The organism is Streptomyces sp. ISL-98, from assembly GCF_018614055.1.
GTDB lineage: Bacteria > Actinomycetota > Actinomycetes > Streptomycetales > Streptomycetaceae > Streptomyces > Streptomyces spiramyceticus.
Window position 1 is genome coordinate 1 of the sequence record NZ_JAGGPB010000006.1, and the last position, 14,739, is coordinate 14,739.

The 14,739-nt window shown below is 71.4% G+C and carries 3 protein-coding genes; all 3 read right to left on the bottom strand.

Annotated elements, in window-relative coordinates:
* Positions 1–12,549: non-ribosomal peptide synthetase (locus tag J7I98_RS06930; protein ID WP_214919704.1), on the bottom strand; the 12,549-nt coding region annotated here is incomplete at its 3' end.
* An 84-nt stretch (positions 12,550–12,633) separates the two neighbouring features.
* Positions 12,634–12,861, bottom strand: coding sequence for an acyl carrier protein (locus tag J7I98_RS06935; RefSeq protein ID WP_214919705.1), 228 nt, complete (start codon positions 12,859–12,861; stop codon positions 12,634–12,636).
* Positions 12,858–14,738 carry an HAD-IIIC family phosphatase gene (locus tag J7I98_RS06940; protein ID WP_308377693.1) on the bottom strand — a complete coding sequence of 627 codons (1,881 nt, stop codon included), beginning with the start codon at positions 14,736–14,738 and terminating at the stop codon, positions 12,858–12,860. The genes J7I98_RS06935 and J7I98_RS06940 overlap by 4 nt, the downstream gene beginning before the upstream one ends.
* Between the last annotated feature and the right edge of the window lies 1 nt (position 14,739).

A 14,739-nucleotide genomic window follows, 5' to 3' on the forward strand; every position in this document is an offset into this window, starting at 1 on the left:
CCACAGCACGGCCATCAGGTCGACCGACCGCTCCATCAGCACGGCCACCCGCCCCTCAGGCCCCACACCTCGACCGACCAGCCAACGCGCCACCCGGTTCGCCCGCTCGTCGAGCTCCGCATACGTCAGCGACGGCCCCTCGTCATCGACCACCGCCACCGCACCCGGCGTCCTCGCCACCTGGGCCCCGAAGAGCTCCGGCAGCGTCGTCGCGGGGATCGGCCGGCCGGTGTCGTTCCACTCCTCGACCACCGTGTGGCGCTCGGCCGCATCGAGCAGCTCCAGCTGACCGACCGGCAACCCGGGATCGGCCGCCACTTGCTCCAGCAGGCGCACCAGCCGCCCCGACAGAGCACGTACGGTCGCCTCGTCCAGCACGTCGGGCCGGTAGTCGAGCCGCAGTTCCAGCCGGTCGCCGGGGATGACGCCGAGGAACAGCGGATAGTGGGCCGCATCCTCGCCGTCCAGCCCGCCCACCGTCACACCGTCGAGCCGCAGGGGCCCCTCCGGGTGGCGCGGATAGTTCTCGTATGCCAGCAGGGCGTCGAAGGTCGCGCCCGCACCGGCGATCCGCTGGATCTCGGTCAGCCCCAGGTGCTGATGCGCAATCAGGTCGGCCTGCCGCGCCTGAAGATCGGCCAGCAGCTCCGCAACCGTCCGTCGCGGGTCGAGACGCACCCGCACCGGGACGGTGTTCATGAGCAGTCCCAGCATCCGCTCGACGCCCGGCAGGTCGGCCGGACGGCCTGCGACCGTGGCGCCGAACACCACATCGGTCCGGCCCGCGAGCATCCCGACCAGCACGCCCCAGACGCCCTGGATCACCGTGTTCAGCGTGAACCCGTTCGCGCGCGCCATCGCGTGCAGTGCCCCGGTGAGCTCCAGATCGGCCGAAGTGCTGATTGTCCGGGGGGACATCGGTTCCCCGCCCCGGTCGACCGGACCGACGAGAGTGGGCTCGGACGTCCCCGCCAGAGCGGCCCGCCAAGCCTCCCGCGCGACTTCCTTGTCCTGTCGGCCCAGCCACTCCAGGTAGTCCCGGTACGGCGTCACCGCCGACAGCCCGCTCGCGTCGCCCCTGGCCGCGTAGATCTCCGACAGCTCGCCGAACAGGACGGGCAACGACCAGCCATCCAGCACTATGTGATGAAGCGTCACAAACAGCCGGTAGCGCGCCCCGCCACGCCTCACCAGCAACAACCGCAGCATCGGCGGAACCGCCAGATCGAACCGGGCCTGCTCCCCCTTCGCCAGCCGTACGACCTCGGCCTCGGCGTCCGCGTCGGACAGACCGGACAGGTCCACCTCGCGCCACGGCAGCACCACGTCCCGTACAACCACCTGGACCGGACTCGCCATCCCGGCCGACTGCCGGAACCCGGTCCGCAGACTCGCATGCCGGTCCAACAACGCCTGCCACGACGCCCGGAGCACACCCGTGTCCAGGCTGCCTTCCAGGTCTACGAAGGTCTGCTCGACGTAGACGTCCCGTATCTGCTCGTCGTACCGGGCGTGGAAGAGCAGGCCTTCCTGCAGCGGCGACAACGGCCACACATCGACCAGGCCGGGGACATCCGCCTCGAACTCCTCGACGTCGTCCTGCCCGAGCACGACCAGCGGGAAGTCGGACGGGGTGTGGCCGCCGCTTTCCGGCTCGGACGCGTGGGCCGCGAGGCCGGTGAGCATCGCGACCCAGCCGGAGGTCAGTTCCCGCAGCGCCTCCTCCTCGAACAGGCCGACCGGGCAGACCAGGGAAACGGTCAGCTCGGGCCCGTCCGGCAGGTCGGCCACCAGGCCACCGGCCTCCAGTTCGTGAGAAGCGGCCATCCGAGGATCCGGCCTTCCGGCGAGGCCCAGACCGCCGACGGGTCGCCAGCTTCCCTCGGTGGTGTCGTCGGCGGGCGTGAAGCGGCCGAGGTAGTTGAAGCCGATCTGCGCCGACGGCAGCCCCTCGAAGGCGGGGCCCGTCTCAGGGTTCAGGTAACGCAACATCCCGTAGCCGAGCCCGTCACCGGGAATCGCCCGCACCCGCTCCTTGACCAGCTTGAGCAGACGACCCGCCTCCGGGCCACCGGCACGCACCTGGGCGTGGTCGGCGTCGGCCGCGTCCAGCCGCACGGGGTACGAGCTGGTGAACCAGCCGACCGTATGCGTCAGGTCCATGTCCTCCGAGAGCGGCACACGGCCATGGCCCTCGACATCCACCAACAGACCACCCGAGACCGTACGGCCCCTCGCTGCGCGCCACTCCTCCACGGCCGCCACCAGGCCGGCCAGCAGCACATCGTCCATACCGGCATGGAAGGCGGCGGGCACCCGCGTCAACAGCTCCGACGTCACCGACACCGGCAGCCGGAGCTCGACCCTCCGCATCCCGCCGCCCTCGGTGTCGACGGCCGGGTCGAGGGCACGGTCGGCAATCGGCGCACCCGAGCCCTCCAACAGCCGTGTCCAGCCGGGCAGTTCCGCCATTCGCCCGGCGCTCACCGCCTGTTCGGCCAGGGCTGCGGCCCACCGCTGGAACGACGTCCCGACCGGCAGTTCCCCGGTGTCCGGCGCCGAGTATGCGGCGGCCAGATCCGGTACGAGCGTCCGCCACGACACGACATCGACCACCAGGTGATGCGCGACCAGCAACAGCCGGCCCGGGGCGTCCCGTCCGGCGTCGAACCACACCACCCGCGCCATCACGCCGGCCAACGGGTCGAGGTACCGCACCGCGCGCTCGGCCTCGGTTGTCACGTCGTCCGTGTCGGCGCGCACCACGCAGTCCTCGGCCGTCAACCCGGTGCCCTGCTCGGGGATCACCAGCCGGCCCGTTCCCTCGGCGAACTCAAGGCGCGAGCGCAGAAGCGCGTGCCGGTCGAGCAGCGTCCGTACCGCTGCAATCAGCCGTCCCAGGTCCAGCCCGGCCGGGACCTCGATCAGCATCGACTGGGACAGCGTCCCGGTCAGCGCCACCGAGCCCGCCCGTCCGGCCAGTTCGAGCATCGCGGGGGTCAGGGGCACCGGCCCGGTACTCGCCGTCCGGGGCTCCGCCAGTTCCGCGACGACCGTCCCGGCCACCCGCGCCAGCCCGGCCGGGGACCGGTGCTCGAACACCTGGCGGGCGGTGATCTGCACCCCTGCGCGCCGGGCTCGGGCGACGACCAGCATCGACATGATCGAGTCACCGCCGAGTTCGAAGAACGAGTCGTCGGCGCCGACCCGCTCCAGGCCCATGACCTCGGCGAACAGCCCGCACAGGACCGCCTCGACCGGTGTCGCCGGGGCCCGCCCTTCGAGACCGCCGAACTCGGGGGCGGGCAGCGCGGCCCGGTCGAGCTTTCCGTTGGCCGTCACCGGCAGCGTCTCCAGGACCACGACCGCGGCGGGGACCATGTAGTCCGGCAGGACGGCTGCCACGGAGCCACGCAGCGCCTCGCCGTCCACTTCGCCGACCATTACGCGGTCCGCCTCGCCGTCCGCCTCGCCCTCGGCCGGGACGACCTCGCCTTCGGCCGGGACGACATAGGCGACCAGGCGCTTCACGCCGGGCTGATCCTCACGGGCGATCACCGCGACCTGGCCCACGCTCCGGTGACCCGCGAGCACGGCCTCGATCTCCCCGGGCTCGATGCGGAAGCCACGGATCTTCACCTGGTCGTCCGCACGGCCCGCGAAGATCAGCTCACCCTCGTACGACCACCGCGTCAGGTCACCCGTCCGGTACATCCGCTCACCGGCTCCGGACAGCGGGCAGGCGACAAAGCGCTCCGACGTCAGACCGGCCCGGCCCGCGTACCCCCTGGCCAGTCCCGCCCCGGCGACGTACAACTCCCCGATGACTCCCGGCGCCACCGGACGCAGGAACTCGTCCAGTACGTACGCCCGGCTGTTGTCCATCGGGTAACCGATCGGGACGCCGTCCGGGACGGCGTCCGCGGCGGTGTAGGCGATCTGGGTCGTGAACGCCGTCGCCTCGGTCGGTCCGTACGTCGACCTGACCGTCAGCCCCGGATGCGCCTCCAGCAACGCGCGTATCGCCGACGCCGACACCACGTCGCCGCCGGTCGACACCTCGCGCACACCGCCGAAGATCTGCGGGGCCTCCTCGGCCAGCACGCCGAACAGCCCGGCCGTCGCATGCACGTTGGTGACCCCGTGCGAGGCGATCAACCGGCCGCGCTCGGCCGCGTCCACCTCGCCCGGCGGCACGACGACCAGCGCGCCGCCCCGCACCAGCGGCACCCAGATCTCGTACGTCGAGGCGTCGAAGGCGTGGTTGGCCTGGAGCAGGACCCGCTCGGCGAGGTCGCCGTCCCAGCTGCGGTCCAGGATGAAGCTCACGACGTTCCGGTGGGTCACCGCGACGCCCTTGGGCACACCGGTCGATCCCGATGTGTACATCACGTACGCGAGGGCCGCCGGGGACAGGGGCACGTCCGGGTCGGCCGAAGGCCATCCGTCCCCCTGGGCCGATGCGTCCGCCAGGATCCCGGCCACCAGGATCGCATCGAGCTCGTCCATCGCCCGGTCGGCCAGCACCAGCGACACCCCGGCCTCGGCCGCCACCGACCGCAGCCGCTCCCCCGGATGCCCCGCGTCCAGCGGCACGTAGGCCGCGCCCGCCTTCAGTACGCCCAGCAGGACGGCGATCAGCTCGGCCGACCGGTCCATCACCACGCCGACCCGGCTCTCCGGGCGCACGCCCCGGCCGATCAGCCAGTGCGCGACCCGGTTGGCGCGCTCGTTCAGTTCGGCGTACGTCCAGGAGACGGCGTCGCCGGTCACCGCGACGGCGTCCGGGGTACATGCCGCCTGGGCCTGGAAGAGCTGGGCCAGCGTCAGGTCGGGTATCGGCCGGAGGGTGTCGTTCCACTCCTCGACCACGGTGTGCTGTTCGGCGTCGTCGAGCACGTCGAGCCGGCCGACCCGCACGTCGGGGTCGGCCGCCACCTGCTCCAGCACCCGGACGAGCCGGTCGGCGACGGCCCGGGCCGTCGGCTCGTCGAACAGGTCGGTCGGGTAGGACAGGTCTCCGACGATGCCGTCCGGGGCGCCCTGCCCGTCGCGGTGCTCGGTGAGGGTCACGGACAGGTCGAAACGGGCAGGCACCGACTCGGCCTCCTGCGCCCGGACGGCCAGTCCGGGCAGTTCCCATGCGGGGGCCGGCAGGTTCTGCAGAAGCAGCATGACCTGGAAGAGTGGGTGCCGGGCGAGGGACCGGGCGGGGTTGAGGTCCTCCACCAGCCGCTCGAACGGCACGTCCTGATGGGCGTACGCGGCCAGGTCGGTCTCCCGGACCCGCGCCAGCAGCTCGGCGAACGTGGGGTCGCCGCTCGCGTCCGTACGCAGCACCAGGGTGTTCACGAAGAACCCGGCCAGATCCTCCAGTGCCGAATCGCCGCGTCCCGCGACGGCCGTGCCCATCGGCAGGTCGGTGCCGGCGCCGAGCCGGGCGAGCAGCATCGCCAGCGCCGTCTGGACGGCCATGAAGAGGGTCGCCGAGCCCTGCCGGGCGGCGTCCGCCAGCGCGGCGTGGGTGGCCGCGTCCACCCGGACCGGAACCGACCCTCCCTGGAACGACGGCACCGCGGGCCGGACCCGGTCCACCGGGAGTGTCAGTTCCTCGGGCAGGTCCGCCAGAGCGTCCCGCCAGTGTCCGAGCTGGGCGCTGATCAGGCTGTCCGGGTCGGCGGGGTCGCCGAGCATCTCGTGCTGCCAGAGGGCGTAGTCGGCGTACTGGACGGGCAGCACCGACCAGGCGGGAGGGCCGCCGTGCACACGGGCCGCGTAGGCGGTCCGCAGGTCCCGGGCGAGCACGCCCATCGACCAGCCGTCCACCGCGATGTGATGGGCAACCAGCAGGAGTACGGACTCGGTGCCGGACAGGACCAGCAGGCGCGTGTTCCACGGCAGGTCGTGGGCCAGGTCGAAGCGCGTTTCCGCCGCCTCGGCGAGTACGGCGGGCAGCTCGTCCTCGGCGACCTCGCGCAGACGCAGCTTCGGACGGCCTTCGGGTCCGTCCAGGATGTGCTGCCGGGGAACACCGCCCGTCTCGGGGAACAGTGTGCGCAGGGTCTCGTGGCGGTCGGCGACGTCACCGAGGGCCGCCTCCAGTGCGACCGCGTCGAGTACACCGGTCATCCGCAGGGCCAGCGGTACGTTGTAGGCAGCGCCCGCCCCGGCTTCCTCCAGCCCGTTCAGGAACCACATCCGCTGCTGGCCGAACGACAGCGGCAGCGGGTCGGGACGTTCCCGGACGACCACCCCGGCCCGGACGGCGCTCCGGTCGCTCTCCACCAGCCTGGCGATGCCCGCGGCCGACGAGGCGCCGAACAGCTGCCGGATGTTGATCTCGGCGCCGAGCACCTTCCGGATCCGTACGATCAGCCGCATCGCGAGCAGCGAGTCGCCGCCCAGCTCGAAGAACGAGTGGTCCGCGCCGACCCGTTCCAGGCCAAGGAGCTCGCCGAACAGCCCGCACAGCACTTCTTCCAGCGGAGTCGCCGGGCCCCGGCCCACCGCATCGCCCAGGGCAGGTGCGGGCAGGGCGGCCCGGTCCAGTTTGCCGTTCACCGTCACCGGCAGGGACTCCAGCGCGACGACGGCGGAAGGCACCATGTAGTCGGGCAGTGCCTGAGCGGCGTGCTCGCGCAGCACGCTGCCGTCGGGGCCGGCGGCGCGGTCGGCAGGGACGACGTACGCGACGAGTCGCCTGACTCCGGGCTGGTCCTCCCGGGCGATCACCGCGACCTGGCCGACGCTGTCGTGCCCGGCCAGCACGGCCTCGATCTCACCGAGTTCGATCCGGAAGCCGCGAATCTTCACCTGGTCGTCGACCCGGCCGACGAAGCGCAGTTCGCCGTCGGGCGTCCACCGCGCAAGATCGCCCGTCCGGTACATCCGCTCGCCGTTGTCCGAGAAGGGGCAGGCCACGAACCGCTGGGACGTCAGGTCCGGGCGCCGGACGTAGCCGCGTGCCAGCCCGGCTCCTGCGACGTACAGATCCCCGGCCACTCCCGGGGGAACGGGACGCAGGAAGTCGTCCAGTACGTACACCCGGGTGTTGGTGACCGGACCGCCCAGCGACACCGCATCCGCCGTGGCCCGAGCCGCCCACGAGGTGACGACGACCGTGGCCTCCGTCGGCCCGTACTCGTTGTGGAACGAACGCCCGGGAGCCCACCTCCGCACCAGCTCGGGCCCGTACTCCTCGCCGCCGAGGACGACGTGCTCAATGTTTCCCAGCACGGTCGCGGCCCGCTCGTCGTCTCCGACGAGTGACTCCAGGACGCTCGGGGTGAAGGTGACCGCGTTGACGGCCAGTCGCTCCAGCTCCGGAAGAGCGTCGCCGTCCCGCCGGGCGACGCACACGGTCGCACCGCCGGCCAGCGCGGGGAAGATCTCCGCGACGGAGACATCGAACGACACCGAGGCGAACTGCAGGACCCGGTCGCCGGGCCCCCAGCCGTAGTTCTCCACCCGCCACGACACGAAGTTGGTCAGACCCCGGTGCGCGACGGCCACGCCCTTCGGCCTGCCGGTCGACCCGGAGGTGTAGATCACGTACGCCGCATGGGCAGGACGCAACGGCACGACACGGTCGGCATCGCCCGGCGCGGTCACCGGCCGGGCTGCGATCTCCGCCACGGTCGACGGGTCGTCCCGGACGAGCCGGGGGAATCCCGCGGCGGCCTCCGCGCTCCTGCTGGTGCACACCACCAGGGCCGGGCTCGTGTCGGCCAGCATGAAGCCGACCCGATCGGCCGGGTAGCCGGGATCGATCGGGACATAGGCCGCACCCGACTTGAGTACACCGAGCAGGACCGCGACCAGATCGGCCGACCGCTCCATCAGTACGCCGACCAGGTCGTCCGGGCCCACGCCCCGTTCGATGAGAGCGTGCGCCAGCTGGTTCGCCCGGGCTTCCAGTTCCGCGTACGTCAGTGTGGTGTCGTCGTCGAGCACCGCGACGGCGTCCGGAGCCCGCACGACCTGGGCCTCGAAGAGTTCGGGCAGCGTCAGGGCGGGTATCTCCCGGGCGGTGTCGTTCCATTCGACCAGGGCCCGGGTCCGCTCGCCCTCGACCAGCACGTCGAGGTCGCTGAGCCGGAGGGCCGGATCGGCCGCGACCTGCTCCAGTACGCGTACCAGCCGGCCGGCCAGTGCCGTGGCTGTCGGCTCGTCGAACAGGTCGACGGCGTACTGGAGGTCGCCGACGATCCCGGCGGGCGCACCCCGGTCGTCGCGGTGTTCGGCGAGGCTGACCGACAGGTCCACACGCGCGGGGATCGCCTCGTCGGGCAGCGCCCGCTCGTCGAGGGCCTGGACGGTCAGGCCCGGCAGATCCCATTCGGCCGGCGGGACGTTCTGCAGGACCAGCATGATCTGGAACAACGGATGCCGGGACAGCGAACGGACCGGATTGAGGTCCTCCACCAGCCGCTCGAACGGCAGATCCTGATGGGCGTACGCGGCCAGGTCGGTCTCCCGGACCCGGGCCAGCAGCTCGGCGAACGTGGGGTCGCCGCTCGCGTCCGTACGCAGCACCAGGGTGTTGACGAAGAACCCGGCCATGTCCTCCAGGGCGCTGTCCCCCCGGCCCGCCACGGCGGTGCCGACGGGCAGGTCGGTGCCCGCGCCCAGCCGGGCCAGCAGCATCGCCAGCGCCGCCTGCACGACCATGAACATGGTCGCCGAGCCCTGTCTCGCCACCTCCACGAGGCCCGCGTGCGCGTCCGCGCCGAGCTCGACAGGGGCCGATCCGCCCCGGAACGACGCGACGGCGGGCCGCGTCCTGTCCACCGGAAGCGTCAGCTGGTCCGGCAGACCGGCCAGCGCCTCGCGCCAGTAGCCGAGTTGAGCGCTGACGAGGCTCTCGGGGTCCGTGGCGTCGCCGAGTACGTCGCGCTGCCAGAGGGCGTAGTCGGCGTACTGGACGGGGAGCGGCGACCATCCGGCCGTCCCGCCCGCGCGCCGGGCTCCATAGGCGGTCCGCAGGTCGCGGGCCAGGATGCCCATCGTCCAGCCGTCGACGGCGATGTGATGGGCCATCACGACCAGGACGTTCTCGGAGCTGGACAGCGTCAGCAGTTCGACCCGCCACGGCAGCTCGCGGGCCAGATCGAAGCCCTGGCCCGCCGCGGCGGCCAGCGCGTCCCTCAGGTCGGGTTCGCGGACCGCGCGCAGGCGCAGTTCCGGCCGGCCGGTCGCGCCCTCCAGCAGCTGCTGCCGGGGTACGCCGTCGATCTCCGGGAAGATCGTACGGAGGCTCTCGTGCCGGTCGGCGACATCGTCGAGTGCCGCCCGTAACGCCGCCAGGTCCAGGTCGCCGGAAAGGCGCAGGACGAGGGGCACGTTGTACGCCGCACCGGCTCCGGCCTCTTCGAGCTGGTTGAGGAACCACATGCGCTGCTGGCCGAACGACAGCGGCAGCACCTCGGGCCGGTCCCCCGCGACGAGGGCCGTCCGTACTCCCGCGTCCTGCAACCCGTCGACCAGCCGGGCCAGTTCCGCCACCGTCGGCCCCCGGAACAGGTCCCGGATGTTGATCTCGGCGTCGAGGACCGAACGGACCCGTACGATCAGACGCGTCGCCAGCAGCGAGTCGCCGCCCAGCGCGAGGAACGAGTCCTCCGCACCCACCCGCTCCAGCCCGAGCACCTCGCCGAACAGCGCGCAGAGCACCTCTTCCACGGGCGTCGCGGGACCGCGTCCCACGGAGCCGAACTCCGGGGCGGGCAGGGCGGCCCGGTCCAGCTTGCCGTTGACCGTCACCGGCAGCGCGTCCAGGGCCACCACGGCGGCGGGCACCATGTACTCCGGCAGGCTCCGCGCCGCGAACTCCCGCAGCGCCCCGCCGCTCACTCCGTCGGCCACGACGTAGGCGACCAGGCGCTTCGCCCCGGGCTGGTCCTCGCGGGCGACGACCGCGACCTGGGCGACGTTTTCGTGGGCGGCCAGCACCGACTCGATCTCGCCCAGCTCGATGCGGAAGCCACGGATCTTCACCTGGTCGTCCGCACGGCCTGCGAAGATCAGCTCACCTTCGTACGACCACCTGGCCAGGTCACCGGTGCGGTACATCCGCTCACCGGCTCCGGACAGCGGGCAGGCGACGAACCGCTCAGACGTCAGGTCGGGCCGGCCCGCATACCCCCGGGCCAGCTGAACGCCCGCCAGATAGAGCTCTCCTGTCACGCCCGGGGGCACGGGACGCAGGAACTCGTCGAGCACGTAGGTCCGGGTGTTCCAGACCGGACGGCCGATCGGCACCACGCCGGAGGGAGCTGGTGTCCGGCAGTCCCAGAAGGTCACGTCGACGGCGGCTTCGGTCGGCCCGTACAGGTTGAAGAGATCCGCGCCCAGACGTGCCCGGAACTCCGTCACCACCTCGGCGGGCAAGGCCTCACCACTGCAGATCACCCGACGCAGACCAGCGCAGTCGCCCGGCTGAACCTCCTGCAGGAACACACTCAGCATCGACGGCACGAAATGCATCACCGTCACACCGCGCCGCTCCACCACATCCACCAGATACGCCGGATCACGATGCCCACCGGGCTTGGCCATCACCAGACCGGCACCCACGATCAACGGCCAGAACAGCTCCCACACCGATACGTCGAACCCCGACGGCGTCTTCTGCAGAACCCGGTCCCCGGCGTCCAGAGCGAACTCGCCCTGCATCCAGAGCAGCCGGTTCACGATCGCCCCGTGACTCACCACCACACCCTTGGGACGCCCCGTCGACCCCGACGTATAGATCACATACGCCGGATGGCCGGGCACCAGAGCCGGTTCGAGGGCGTCACCGGGGTACGACGCGACCTCCGCGGCCGTCTCCTCGTCGTCCCACACCGTCCATGACGGGTCCCCTGCCGTACCGCGCGTGCACATCACCACGACGGGAGCCGCATCGGCCAGCACATGGCCGATCCGGTCGGCGGGGTATTCCGGATCCACCGGGACGTAGGAGGCGCCTGCCTTCAGAACGCCCCACAGCACGACCATCAGGTCGACCGAGCGCTCCATCAGGACGGCCACCCGGCTCTCCGGCCCGACTCCCCGGCCGCCCAGGTAGCGAGCCACCCGGTTGGACCGCTCGTCCAGTTCCGCGTACGTCAGCGAGGTCTCCTCGTCGACGACCGCCAACCGGTCCGGGGACCGCTTCACTTGAGCGCCGAACAGCTCCGGCAGGGTCGCGGCGGGAAGCTGCTCGTCGGTGTCGTTCCACTCCTCCAGGACCGTGTGCCGCCCGGCCTCCGCGAGAGCGTCCAGCCGGCTCAGCCGCGTCTGCGGTTCGGCGGCCACCGCTTCGAGGAACGCCACGAAGGCCTTCTGGTGGGCCACGAAGTCGTCGATGCCCGGCGACGAAACGTCTCCGTCGAAGTCGATCCGGATCCGGCCGTCGGCGGAACCGCCCCGTAAGGTGATCATCAGGTCGTCGACAGGCGGGATCGAGACGTCGTGCGCCGTGCCCACCGAGCCTGCGAAGTCCAGGTCGTGGTCGAAGGTGACGACGTTGACCAGCGGCCCGAAGTGCCGTTTGCCGCCGGCCGGCCAGTCGAGTTCCCTGCGCAGTTCCTCGCCCCGGAACCGCTGGTGCCGGGCGATGCCGCGCAGTTCGTCCTTCACCCGTCGCGCGAGGGTCAGGATGTCCTCTCGCGGGTCCACCCGCAGACGCATGGGCACGATGTTGGCCATCGTGGCCGGTGTGCGCCCGGAGAGCGCGGTGACCCGGCCCGTCACGACGACGCTGAACACGACGTCGCCGCTGCCGCTCATCCGGCTGAAGTAGGCCGCCGCCGCGGCGATGACCACGTTCGACCAGTTCACGTCGCCCGTGCCGGCCAGCCGGACGCATTCCGCGCCGGAGGCGTCGAGGTACGTCGTCTCCCGCCGGAACCGGGCGCCCGTCGAGCCGCCGACGGCCAGGGTCACGGGGCTCGGCCGGTCCGCGAAGCGACCGGTCCAGAAGACGCGGTCCTTGTCCTCGTCGGCCGAACCCCGGTATTTCTCCTGCTCGTCCAGGACACCGCCGATCGACCCGAACCTCGGCTCGGCGCAGGGCGTGCCCCGGACGAGGGAGGTGTAGATCTCCGCGACCCGCCGTCCGAAGACGGACCAGCCGTAGGCGTCCATGACGACGTGGTTGTACCGCTGATACCAGAAGTACCGGTCGTCGGAGATCTTGAACAGCGCGTAGGCGAACAGCGGGGCGGCCGTCGGATCCGCCGGGACCGCCAGCTCGTCACGCATCCAGGCGTGCGCCTCGGCCTCGGGGTCCGGGGACGAGCTCAGGTCCAGGACGGCAAGGGACCACTCGGGCGCCGCGGCGACCTGATGGGGGCCGTCGGCGTCCTCCAGGATCCGTACGTTCAGCCCTTCGGCCTCCGCGACGGCCTGCCGCAGTGCGGTCTCGAACATCGGCCCGTCGACCGGCCCGTCGATCTCCACGAACTCACCGGAGTTGTAGACCGGGCTGGGATCTCCGATGCGCTGCGCGAGCCAGATGTCGTACTGAGCCGCGGACAGGGGCAGGCGACGGTCGTCCTGAGACATTCGAGTCCCTCACTCAGAGTTCGGTGCGTTCAAGTTCGGTACGGCTGCTGGGTGCGGGCTGCGGGATGCCGGATGCGGCCGACGTCAGCCCGTCGCCGCCAGGCCGTAGATGAATTCCAGGCTCGGCGCCTCGAGCAGGTCGATGACGTTGATGCTCCGCCCGGTCCTGGCCTCCAGGACGGTGACGAGCCGCAGCAGATGGAGTGAGTCCCAGCCGGGAAGGTCGTGCAGAGCGCGTCCCGCGTCCTCGACAGCCACCGGCACGCCGAGTTCGTCCCGGACCAGGGCGATGAAGTCTTCGAGGTCGTTCATGGTCGGTCGCTTTCGTGGATCTCGTCGAAGCGGATGTGCGGCGGCGGGGGCATGATCTCCGTCAGCGGATGCCGGAAGGTCAGTACGTCGCCTTCGCCGCCGGCCGGGAAGAAGGCGTGCCTCGGGTAGAAGTCGGCGACGCGCCGGTTCTTGGGGGTCTGCCGGTAGCGGGCGACTACGGAGGTGGCCCCGGTGTCGCGGGCGTGCCGCAGCACCCAGGACAGACAGGCCTCCTCGATGGACCGGGAGAACACCCGGCAGCTCAACAGGAAGTTGTCGATGCGCAGCAGGTCGCCGTCCCGCCGGGCCAGGACCGCGCCGACCAGGCCGTGATCCCCGAACCTGTCGCCGGCGTGGACGGCCAGGGCCAGCGCGGCCGGGTCCTTCATGAGGTCGAGTACGTCGCCGGGCTGGAGGCGGTCTGCCGTCAGGTTGAACTGGTTGGTTCGCAGGGTGAGTTGGGAGATCCGGGGCACCTCGGCCTCGGTGACCGGCCCGATGCGGACGTGGACGCCCAGCTCGCGCAGGTAGTCGTCGGTCGATGCGAAACTGTCGAGGAAGCTCTTGCGCGCCGTCTCGTCCCGGTATCTCGACGCCCTGACCCGGTCCTCGGACGTCACTTCCCGTACGTCGAACCAGCCGTCCCGCAGCAGGCTCCGGCGGTGCCACGCCGGTTCGCCGTCGACGTCGACGACCGCGACGCCGGGCAGCTCCCGCCGGACGAGCTCGCGTTCGAAGGCGCTGTCGTCGACGAAGACGAAACTGTCGACGGACAGGCCGAGGGTCTCGGCGAGGTGGTTCAGGTTGTCGTGCTTGGGCTGCCAGTTCGCGATGATCCGGACGAAGTCCTGTTCGCGCAGCGCCATGCGAGGGTGCTCGCGCAGCGCCCGGGTCACCAGTTCGGGTTCGTTCTTGCTGACGGCGGCGACGAGGACGCCCTGCGAACCGAGCTGCCGGATCACCTGCTGGAACGCCAGGAACGCCTCGCCCCGGTAGCCGTCGCCGACCTCGATTCCTTCCACTCCGTCGTCGCCGAGTACGCCGCCCCACAGAGTGTTGTCGAGGTCGAGCACGAGGCACTTCTTCGACCGTCCGGTCAACTGCCGGGCCAGGTGCCCGATCTCGGCGGCGTACGCGAAGAGCAGGTCGTCGGTCAGGTGGGCCTTGGCGTAGGTGCTGAGGCGGTCGTCGCTCACCGGCACGCCCTGGGCGACGATCGGATCCAGGTCCAGTACGACGACCGACGGGTTGTCCTCGGCCAGCCTGAGCAGCCGGGTGTTGGCCTCCCGCCAGACCGCGCCCAGCCGGGCCCGGGAGCGGTGGTCCACGAGCTGGCCGGTGTGGCCGCGCAGCAGCGGCATGGTGTTCAGCACCAGGGTGCCGGGGGTCTCGGCGAACCGAGCGGCGAGCCGTTCGATCAGAGCGATCTTGTCGGCCGCTGCCCGTTCCACATCCTCGGGGCGCCAGGGAACCGGCACTTCGTCGAACACGATCATCGGGTCCAGTACGCACAGGACGAGGTCCGGGCGTGCCGCGTTCAGTTTGCCGGCCGGGTCGAGCAAGTCGAACACGTAGTTGTCGAAGTCGGCCAGTACGGTGCGTGCCACCAGGCCGTGCCGGGCCAGCTGGGCGGTCAGGGCCGGGGCCAGTGCCCCGAGGGTGCCGTGCCCGGTGACGCCGATCGTGACGAGCGGCGTTCCGGGGTGGGCCTTGGAGATCTCCTCCGTGTCGAGCCGGGCGAGAAGCCGCCCGGCTCTCAGCAGTTCCGCGCCCGAGAGCCGGGCCACCAGCTCGCCCGCCCTCGGGTACTCCGCTACGAGACGACCCGCGTCGGCCAGGTCGCGCAGCTCGGCCGCGGCCGAAGCGTCAGCGGACACG

Bases quoted from the DNA above. Each gene is read 5' to 3' on its own strand.
- J7I98_RS06935 (WP_214919705.1), bottom strand. From the start codon at position 12,861: ATGAACGACCTCGAAGACTTCATCGCCCTGGTCCGGGACGAACTCGGC.